Source organism: Mesorhizobium alhagi CCNWXJ12-2 (assembly GCF_000236565.1).
In the GTDB taxonomy this organism is placed as follows: Bacteria; Pseudomonadota; Alphaproteobacteria; order Rhizobiales; family Rhizobiaceae; genus Allomesorhizobium; species Allomesorhizobium alhagi.
In genome coordinates, this window is sequence record NZ_AHAM01000129.1 from 1 (window position 1) to 9,423 (window position 9,423).

A 9,423-nucleotide genomic window follows, 5' to 3' on the forward strand; every position below is an offset into this window, starting at 1 on the left:
GGGCGCGCTGTCGTCGATCCAGATGTCGTCGTAGTCCTGGATCGCCAGTTCCATGGCGTTCGGCTTCAGCCCGTGGACCCACGGCTGGTAGGCCATGACCGCCTTGTTGTAGTTGAAGAACCAGAGAGGCGCTTCTTCCTGCAGCAGGTTGTTCGCCTGCCTCAGAAGATCGTTCTGCTTGGCCGGATCGGTTTCGTTGCCCGCCTGCTCGATCAGCTTGTCGAAATCGGCATTGGAGAACTTGACGTAGTTGCAGGCGTTCTGCGGGGTCTTCGAATAGAAGCAGGTCAGGTATTTCAGCGGATCCGGACCGGACGAGTTCGACCAGATATAGGCCTCGAAATTATCGGACAGGATCTTGTCCGACAGGACCGAGCCGTCCACCGGATCCGTCGTCACTTCGACGCCCACCTTGGCCAGCATCGGGATGATCGCCTCGACAATCGGCACGCCCCAGCTTTCGTTCGGGGTGGCGGTCACCGAGAACTTCAGGCCGGTTTCGTACCCTGCTTCTTTCAGCAGTTCCTTGGCCTTTTCCGGATCGTAGGAATAGGCTTTGGCGTTCTTGTCGAAGGGCGGCGACGAAATCGGCAGCCAGGACACTGCCGGATAAGCCTTGTTCTTCGCCAGCTTCTTGATGATCAGGTCCTTGTCGATCGCATGGTTGAGCGCCTGGCGGACGCGCTTGTCCTTGAAAGCCTCGACTTTGGTGTTGAAGCCGATATTGCGCGTGTAGACCTCGGCGACCTCAAGGATGCGATCCTTGAGCGCCGGATCCTGGCCATAGGCTTCATATTGAATGGGCCCGAGAATGCTGGCGTCGATTTCACCGTTGCGGAAGGCGACGTCGCGGGCGGCGGCTTCGCCCATCAGCATGATGTCGACCTTGTCGAGATGCGGCTTGCCTTCTTCAAAATAGTCGTCGAACTTGACCAGTTCGACCTTCGAGCCCGCAACGTAGTTGGCGAGCTTGAACGGGCCCAGGCCGTTCGGCTTGGAGGCGAGCTGATCTTCCGGATAGTCCTTGGAATAGATCGGCGCAAAGTTCGACATCAGGTTCCAGCCCGGATCGGCCAGATTGATGAAGGTGATCTGAACGGTCCTGTCATCGATCTTCTTCAGACCGGAAATATGGTCGGCCTTGCCCGCCTGGAATTCGTCGACGCCGGCGATCTGAAGCATCTGTTCGGCGCCCGGCAGTGCCTTCTTGGGATCGGCCAGGCGGTTGTAGGACCAGATCACGTCGTCGGCGTCGAGCTTGTCGCCATTGTGGAAGGTCGCCTCCCTGAGCTTGTAGGTATAGGTCTTGCCATCGTCCGCCCTCTCCACCGATTCCGCGAGATCGAGTTCGGGTTGGCCGCTTTCCGGGTTCCACTGGTAGAGGGAGCGGTTGATCGCCTTGGCGACAATCTCGTCTTGCGTGTGCGGTGTCGCGGTGATGTCGAGCGACGTGATGGAATTGCCGTAGGGTGCGGCGAACACGAATCTCCCGCCATCCTTCGGAGTCGCATCCTGCGCCAGCGCGGCGGTCGCCGTCCCAAGCGCAAGTGCAGCTATCAGGCCAAATCTTGTCAACATTCCATTTCCTCCCTGTAGGGTCCGTTGCTCGTCTCTGTCTGAACCAGGCGCGCCCGAGCGACCCGCCTCACCCTTTGTCATGGACGATGCGTCCATCCAGAATTGTCATCTCGCAGGCCGTTTCATGCAGGATTTTCTCGGGCTCGGCAGTCAGGAGATCGCTCGAGAACACGGCGATATCCGCAAGCATGCCCGGCTCCAGCCGGCCTTTCACCTTTTCCGCGCCCTGGGAATAGGCGCCATGTTCGGTATAGGCGCGCAAAGCCTGTTCCGGCGTCAGTATCTCGGAAGCGCCAATGACCGTGCCCTTGTGCGTCCTGCGCGTCAGCATCGCGTAAAGGTCCGGGAACGGGTTGGGCGAACAGACTGGCGAGTCGCTGCCGGTGGACGGCTTCATCCGCAGACGGTCCCAAGTTGCGATCGGATAGGACGAGAGTCCGCGCTCGGGCCCGAGAACCGAGACATAGGCGTCGCCGAAATCGTAGATGAAGGCCTGCTGCGGCGCGGGCAGGATACCCGCCTTCAGCATCCGCTGATTGAGGGCATCGTCCACAAAGCCGCAATGCTCGATCCGGTGCCGGTTCTTATGGTGCGGATTTGCGGCGCGCACACGTTCATAGGCGCGCACGAGCTGGTCGATGGCGGCGTCGCCAATGCCGTGGCAGACCATGGTGTAACCCATTGCGGTATAGCGGTCGACCAGTTCGAACAACTGGTCGTCAGGCAGCATCCGAACACCGAAATTGTCCGGTTGGCCGACATACGGTTGGCGCATCCACGCGGTTCGCCCGCCTGCCGAGCCGTCCGTGAATATCTTGACGCCGCCGATGCGGAACATGTCGCTGCCGACGCCGGTGACGAGGCCCGCGGCATGGCATGGCTCGACGATGGACGAACCGGGATCGCCCAGAAGCGTCGCCCATACCCGGACCGGCAGCCGGCCGCTGCGCTCGGCCCGTTGGTAGGCTTCGATTTCGGTCATGCCGTCGACCTGGCCGACCGCAGCATCCATGCAAGAGGTAATGCCAAACCGCAGCAGGTCCCGGCCGCCCGCCTCGATGGCGTCGACGATCTCGTCGAAAGAGGGCGTTGGCTGGATATCATAGACAAGGTTCTGCGCGTTCTCCGCCAGCAACCCCGTAAGCTGCCCGTTCTCCCGCCCGATGAGGCCGCCATCCGGATCGGGCGTGTTGATGTCGATCCCCGCCAACGCCAGCGCGAGTGAATTCACGACCGTGACATGGCCGCAGGCGCGTTTGACCGAAACCGGGTGGTCGGGCAAGGCAGCGTCTAGTTCCTTCACGGTGGGCATCAAGCCGTCGGGATATCGGGTCTGGTCAAATCCACGCGCGGATATCCACGCGCCTTTCGGGGTTTCGGCAGCACGCGCCTGCAATGCGGCAACCAGGGACCCGCGGGTAGGCGCGGCATCCGGGGTCGCATCGACCTTGCCGCGCAGGAGCCCCGTCGAGATCAGATGCAGATGCGCATCGTTCAGACCAGGCATGGCAAAGCGCCCGGCCAGATCGACGACCTTCGTCCCCGGCCCGATCAGCGCCTTGATGGCTGCGTCCGAACCGCTTGCCAGCACCTTGTTGCCAAGGACCGCAATCGCTTCCGCGACCGGATTGCCATAACCCGTCCAGATTTTGCCGCCATGCAGAACGAGATCGGCTTGGTCCACGGAGTTCATGCTTTTTTTCTCTCCCGGCTTTCACAAGCGCCGCCAGTTTTGGTTGGTACGAAATGCCGCTCCGCCGTCCTCAATAGGCTGCGCAGTCGCCTTGCGTCAGCGGCGTATGGAAGCTCCGGCGGATCGACGAATGAATTCGAGACTGCTGCCCCTCCCGGACACCGGCTTCGGCTGCCAGCTTGTTCGTTTTGCTTACGTTGCGGCCTGCGGGGCCACCTGGCCAATTCGGTTTTCGCAATTGAACATGCAAAATTTGCATAACGTTGCAATTTGAATACCTTGCAAGTTGTGGCCTGTTGACGGCCGAACGCAATGGAGGAGGGGCCGCGTGGAGATCAAATGGCTCGAGGATTTTGTGACGCTTGCCGAAACATCGAGCTTTTCGCGGGCCGCCGAAATCCGCAATGTCACCCAACCCGCCTTCAGTCGCCGCATCAAGCAGCTTGAGACATGGATCGGAGCGCCGCTCATCAGCCGCGCCACCATGCCCGCCGACCTGACGCCGGCCGGGCGCAACTTTCTCCCGATGGCGCAGGATGCGATCAGGATGTTCTATTCGGTGCGCGAATCACTGCGCCCGCCCGCAGAACAAGGGCTCGTGCGCTTTGCCGCCCTTCACACATTGACCATCACTTTCTTTCCGGTCTGGCTGCGGGAATTGCAGCGGAACACCCACAAATTCGGCACGTCCTTCATAGCCGACAGAGGTGGCATCGAAGCCAATCTGGCCGCACTGACCGACGGCGAAGCCGACTTTTTTCTGACATACGCGCACTGTGAAGTGCCGTTTCACCTCGATCGTGACAAATTCGCCTATCTGACGATCGGATCGGATCGGCTTATTCCCGTCGCCGCGCCAGAACTGCGCCTCGACAAATCAAACGCGCCCGCAGCAGGCATTCTGGACAATCCGGAGGCAGCGAAGCTCGCTTTGCCCTATCTGGGCTATGGTTACAGTTCCTTCTTTGGCGTCGCCCTCGGAAGCCTTTTCTCGAAGCATTCGCCTTTCCGGCGCCAGACGGTGCATGAAAGTACAATCAGCGCGGGCCTCAAGGAACTGGCGCTGACCGGCGTGGGCGTTTGCTGGCTACCGGAGAGCCTCGTGGAGGAGAACATTTCCAACGGCAGCCTTGTCGCCTGCTCAAATGACCGCACCTGGACGCTCGATCTGGATATCCGGTTGTACCGCAGTTCGGAAAAGCCGCACAGCGCAATGGTGGAAGCGCTCTGGCAGGCATCCAGGGGGCTGACGGCGACCAACTTGAAAGGCTTCACATCTTCATAAAGCGGAGGGCGCGCAACAACTCGAAATAGCATCCGGCCGAAATGAAATTTTCACGCTCGCTGCTTCAGCCAGTCAGCCAATGCCGGTATCCTGCGGCCATTCCGTCCAACTGCGCTCCCCGCAGCGCACAGAGCGTTGAGAATGGCCTCCGCCGTGGCTTCCACAACGGCTTCGAAAACGAGATCGATGCGTCCGTCATCGATGCGCACGACCGAGCTGAACGGCGAAGACGGGACGTGTGGCACGGGATCGGCGGTTGTGAAGGCGATGGCAATGTCGCCGCTGCCGTGCCCCCAATACGAACCGAGGCGCGCAATGCCGGCTCCGGCGCGGCGCGCAACGCGGTTCAGTTGTCGGTCGTCAAGCGGGATATCGGTGCCGAGAACGATGATGATCGACCCGCTTTCAGGCTGGCTGAGCCCTTTGGGATCGGCTCTGCGGCCGTCGGGAAGGATAAGGTCCCCTGCCCTGCCAAAATTAGACAAGACCAGAGCGCCGAGTGTGAAGCCGCGACCCCCGATCTCCAGGTTCCGGGACGCGCTTCCAATCCCGGCCTTGAAACCGAATGACGTCATTCCGGCGCCTGCGCCTATGCTGCCCTGCTCGACAGGGCCGTCCCTCGCAGCATCCAATGCAGCCTCGGCGTCCTGCCGCGTGACCGCCATCGCCTGAATATCGTTGATGCTGCCGTCGTTGCATTCGCATACGACAGGATTGACCGTGCTGGTTTCCCGCCCGATTTCCGGGTTGGCGGCAATGGCGCGTTTGATCAGCGCCTCTGCACATGGTGCGATCGAGAATGTGTTGGTCAGAAGGATCGGCGTCTCGATCGTTCCCAGTTCGGACAGTTGGATGAGCCCTGCAGACTTGCCGAACCCGTTGATGATCTCGACTGCCGCCCTGACCTTGGATCTGAACAGGTCGCCTCCATGCGGCAGGACTGCCGTGACGCCGGTCGCCAGTCCATCGGCGATGATTGTCTTGTGGCCGACCAGGACACCCGGCACGTCGGTGATTGCGTCGTTCGGGCCTGGCTTGAGCCGCCCCACACCAAGGTCGAAGTGCCGTGCTACACCCATTCTCACATCCCTCTCGCCAACATCTTGGCACAGCTACGGTTTCGCAGCGCATGCCTGCTCCAGGCCGGTCGCCGCGCGTCCACTGTAACCTAACGTAACATCACGCAACGTCTGTATGGGGTGGACAATCAGAAGTTTACGATAACACTATTCGGGAAGGGTGACGGGGCTGAAGAGCCACACACTGTGCAAGGCGGCGGCTGCACTGCGGCATAAGGCGTGAGCTGCGCACAGTGTTCGAGGAGGAACCCTGCGATGCCGAATCCAAGCCAGACGAACGATCAATGGTGGATCAACGATCAGACGCCGGATAACCCTTATGGCAAGAGCGAGGATTATGAATCCTTCCTTGACCATCTAGGGGCATTGAACCGTAGCCTGACGCCGGAGATCGCCGCCGAGCCGTTGAGGATCAACCTTCACGAACTCAACGACCACCCCGACTACAAGGCCGCCGCGATCGGCGCCCTGGAGGCGTGGGCGTCCGTCACCCCCCTGCAGTTCGTGATCGTCGACGACGCGCCGTACGACTCCACGACGGACTGGATGGAGGTCGTCAGCCCCGAACTGGGCGAGCCGGACGACGGCAGCGCCTATTCGGCCAACCGCTATGTCAGCATCGGCCAGCGTTTCCACGACACCGAGCCCAACAAGACGGATGTCGGCGGCTATGTCTACGATTCCTTCATCCATGAATTCGGCCACGAGTTCGGCCTGAACCATCCCGGCCTCTACAATTACAGCGGTCCCGGCGGCGTGCAGATCAACTATCTGAACAATGCCACCTGGACCTTCGATCGCCAGCAATACAGCGTCATGTCCTATTTCGATGGAATCGACGTCGGCGAACCCACCCGCTGGTCGGCGTCGACGCCGCTCATGGCCGATATCGAGGCCGTCATCCGGCGCTTCTTCTCGACCGTCGAGGACGGGGTGCGCACCTACCAGCACATCGACCTCAACACGGGCGACGACACCTACGGTTTCGGCAGCGCACAGGCCAACTACCGGCTCACCTCGTCGGGCATGCAGCATGACATCGGCTTTGTGATTCATGACACCGGCGGGACCGACACGGTCGACTTCTCCGGCTCGACGGCGGGTACGATCCTCGACTTGCGCGCCGGACAGTTCTCCAGCGTTAACGGCCATAGCAACAATGTGTCGATCTTCGCCGGACATAACGCGGATGAGAACGACTATTACATCGAGAATGGCATCGGCAGCTGGTATGACGACATCCTGATCGGCAATAACGGCAATAACACTCTGGACGGCCGCGGCGGCGGCGACCGTATGGCCGGTTATGGCGGCGACGATATCTACTTCGTCGACTCGCTCGACGACATCGTGCGCGAGGAAGCGAACGGCGGCAATGACACCGTCATCCTACTTTCCAGGGACCTGAGAATCCGGCGAATAGCGAACGTCGAACAGATTATCTATGCCGACGATTCGACGCCCCAGCCTGGAGGCGGCGACACCGGCACCCCGCCCATCGTCGGCGACAACACATTGACCAGCATCATCTTCGGCACCAGCGGAAACGACACGCTCGATGGCGGCGCCGGTGACGACACGATCTTCGGCCAGGGCGGCGACGATCTCATCATCGGCGGTCGCGACTCGCTTGCCAGCCGCGACATCAACAACACGATCGATGTCGAGGACCTCGAAGACCAGACAGAGAGCGACGACGGCAACGACACGCTCTACGGCGGCAGCGGCAACGACACCATCCTCGGCGGGCAGGGAAACGATATCCTCGACGGCGGGGACGGCGACGATACGCTGAGCGGCCAGGACGGCATCGACATCTTCAGAGGCGGCGCCGGCGTCGATACGGTCGACTACAGCAGGGAGAGCCCCTTCCAGTTGCTCGTCAATCTCGCCACGAATGTTGCGAGCGGCGGCACTGCCTCGGGCGACACCTTCTACAGTATCGAGAATCTCATCGGCTCCGATGACCGCATCGACCGCTTCATAGGCACGGCCGCAGCCAACCATTTCTGGGGCCAGGGCGGCGGCGACTACTTCAATGGCGGCGATGGCGATGACATCCTCGATGGCGGCCGCGACGGCGATATCATTTACGGCGAAGGCGGCAATGACACGATCATCGGAGGCAGTGAGCAGGACTATCTGGATGGCGGTTCCGGTATCGACACGGTCGTCTACCAGGGCAGCCCGGTCGGCGTAACGATCGACCTCGCCAACGGCACGGCCAGCGGCGGCGACGCTGATGGCCCGGTGCAGATCGTCGGGCGCGGCACCATCATCCGGCACGACATCCTCGCCGGCTTCGAAAATGCCGTCGGTTCATCCTTCGACGACCATCTGATCGGCGATGGCCAGGCCAACGAACTCTCCGGCGGCGCGGGCGACGACACGCTGACCGGCGGCGGCGGGGCCGACAGGTTGAACGGCGGCGCCGGCAGCGACACGGCGGACTACGCCGACGCAACGAGCGGCGTCAGGCTCAGCCTCGGTGGAGGCAGATCCGGCGGAGATAGATACGTCTCGATCGAAAATCTCGCCGGTTCGGGCTTCAACGATCGACTGACCGGCAACGGCGCGGCCAATGTGCTGACCGGCCAGGGCGGCAATGACAGGATCGACGGCGGCGGCGGCGATGACACCCTGCTCGGCGATTTCGCCTATCAGGGCGATGCTCCGCCACGTCCGGGCATGGGCACCGGCTATGCCACGCTCGGACCGGATGCGACGAACAATTCGATCGCAACCGCCTTCGACATCTCGAACAACTTCTCGCTGGCCGAAGACCCGGACATCTTCGATTCGACGTCCGTCCTTCACACCACCGTCAACGCCACCGGAAACGGCCAGGGTGGATATTACAGCATCGACCTGGCGGCCGGCACGATCATCACCATCGACATCGATCATATTGCCGATCCCAACGTCCATGACAGCTGGGTCAGGCTGCTGGACAGCGATGGCAATGTCGTCGCTGAGAACGACGACGGCGGCGGCGACCCCGGCTCCAACAGCAACCGGGACTCGAGCACCGTCTTCGTCGTCCAGGAAACCGGGACCTACTACATCCTGGAAGGCAGCTGGTCGCCAGATGCGCCAGGCAATGGCTGGGCCGAGGAAGTGCCGGAAGGCTCGACCTATGAGTTGAACGTATCGGTCGAATTCCCTCCTGCGCCGGCTCAGCCGGGCGTTGCGGGGGCCGATACGCTGAACGGCGGCGGCGGCAGCGACCTGCTGGATGGCGGGCTGGCAGCCGACACGCTGACCGGCGGCGCCGGTGAGGATTCTTTCCGCTTCTCGACCGAGCTTGGGGCCGGCAATATCGACCGGATCACCGACTTCAACGTCGCCAACGACACGATCCTGCTGGACAACCTCATCTTTGAGAGCGTGGGCGGCGACGGCGCTCTCGCCTTGGGCGCATTTCACCGGAGTGCGTCGGGCGTCGCCCAGGATGCCGACGACCGCATTATCTACGACACCGACAGCGGCGCCTTGTCGTATGACGCCGATGGCGCCGGAGAAGAGGCGGCCATTCAGTTTGCGCGGCTGAGCGCAAATCTGAATCTTTCGGCAGACGACTTCGTTATCATATAACTCGACCGCAGGTGGGGCGCTTTCGGGCGCCCCACCTCTCTTTTCGAACCACAAGCTGAGCGGCAATGCCGTCACCGCACGGGTCCTGAGGCCGATCATGGAGAGTGTAATGAAGCGCCCGACCGACCGCCGCACAGTATTAATGGCCGCCGGAGCTGCGGCCGTCGCCGCAGCCGCCGGGCGGGGCGCCGCTC

5 protein-coding genes are annotated in these 9,423 nt (G+C 61.7%); 2 read left to right on the forward strand and 3 right to left on the reverse strand.

The genetic code is table 11. The features are described from left to right. Together MAXJ12_RS15095 and MAXJ12_RS15100 are read right to left on the reverse strand one after the other, a co-directional pair. Positions 1-1,578, reverse strand: a 1,578-nt coding sequence (locus MAXJ12_RS15095; protein ID WP_008836773.1) for an ABC transporter substrate-binding protein, incomplete at its 3' end; no start/stop codon positions are given. Positions 1,579-1,645: 67 nt separating this feature from the next. Next, complete coding sequence (locus MAXJ12_RS15100) at positions 1,646-3,271, reverse strand: amidohydrolase (RefSeq protein ID WP_008836774.1); 1,626 nt, start codon at positions 3,269-3,271, stop codon at positions 1,646-1,648. A gap of 328 nt (positions 3,272-3,599) precedes the next feature. Here MAXJ12_RS15100 and MAXJ12_RS15105 point away from each other — a divergent pair, with 328 nt between their 5' ends. Further along, positions 3,600-4,556 carry a LysR family transcriptional regulator gene (locus tag MAXJ12_RS15105; RefSeq protein ID WP_008836775.1) on the forward strand — a complete coding sequence of 319 codons (957 nt, stop codon included), beginning with the start codon at positions 3,600-3,602 and terminating at the stop codon, positions 4,554-4,556. Positions 4,557-4,606: 50 nt separating this feature from the next. Here the strand turns inward: MAXJ12_RS15105 and MAXJ12_RS15110 are convergent, their stop codons facing one another. Continuing rightward, positions 4,607-5,635, reverse strand: coding sequence for a DmpA family aminopeptidase (locus MAXJ12_RS15110; RefSeq protein ID WP_008836776.1), 1,029 nt, complete (start codon positions 5,633-5,635; stop codon positions 4,607-4,609). 255 nt (positions 5,636-5,890) lie between these two features. Here MAXJ12_RS15110 and MAXJ12_RS15115 point away from each other — a divergent pair, with 255 nt between their 5' ends. Continuing rightward, positions 5,891-9,229 (forward strand): M10 family metallopeptidase C-terminal domain-containing protein, encoded by a 3,339-nt coding sequence (locus MAXJ12_RS15115; RefSeq protein ID WP_008836777.1) that lies wholly within the window; start codon positions 5,891-5,893, stop codon positions 9,227-9,229. Positions 9,230-9,423: the final 194 nt, after the last annotated feature.

What these genes read in the sequence shown, in the direction of transcription:
- MAXJ12_RS15100 (WP_008836774.1), bottom strand. Translation starts at nt 3,271, where the DNA reads ATGAACTCCGTGGACCAAGCCGATCTCGTTCTGCATGGCGGCAAAATC.
- MAXJ12_RS15110 (WP_008836776.1), bottom strand. Translation starts at nt 5,635, where the DNA reads ATGGGTGTAGCACGGCACTTCGACCTTGGTGTGGGGCGGCTCAAGCCA.
- MAXJ12_RS15115 (WP_008836777.1), top strand. Translation starts at nt 5,891, where the DNA reads ATGCCGAATCCAAGCCAGACGAACGATCAATGGTGGATCAACGATCAG.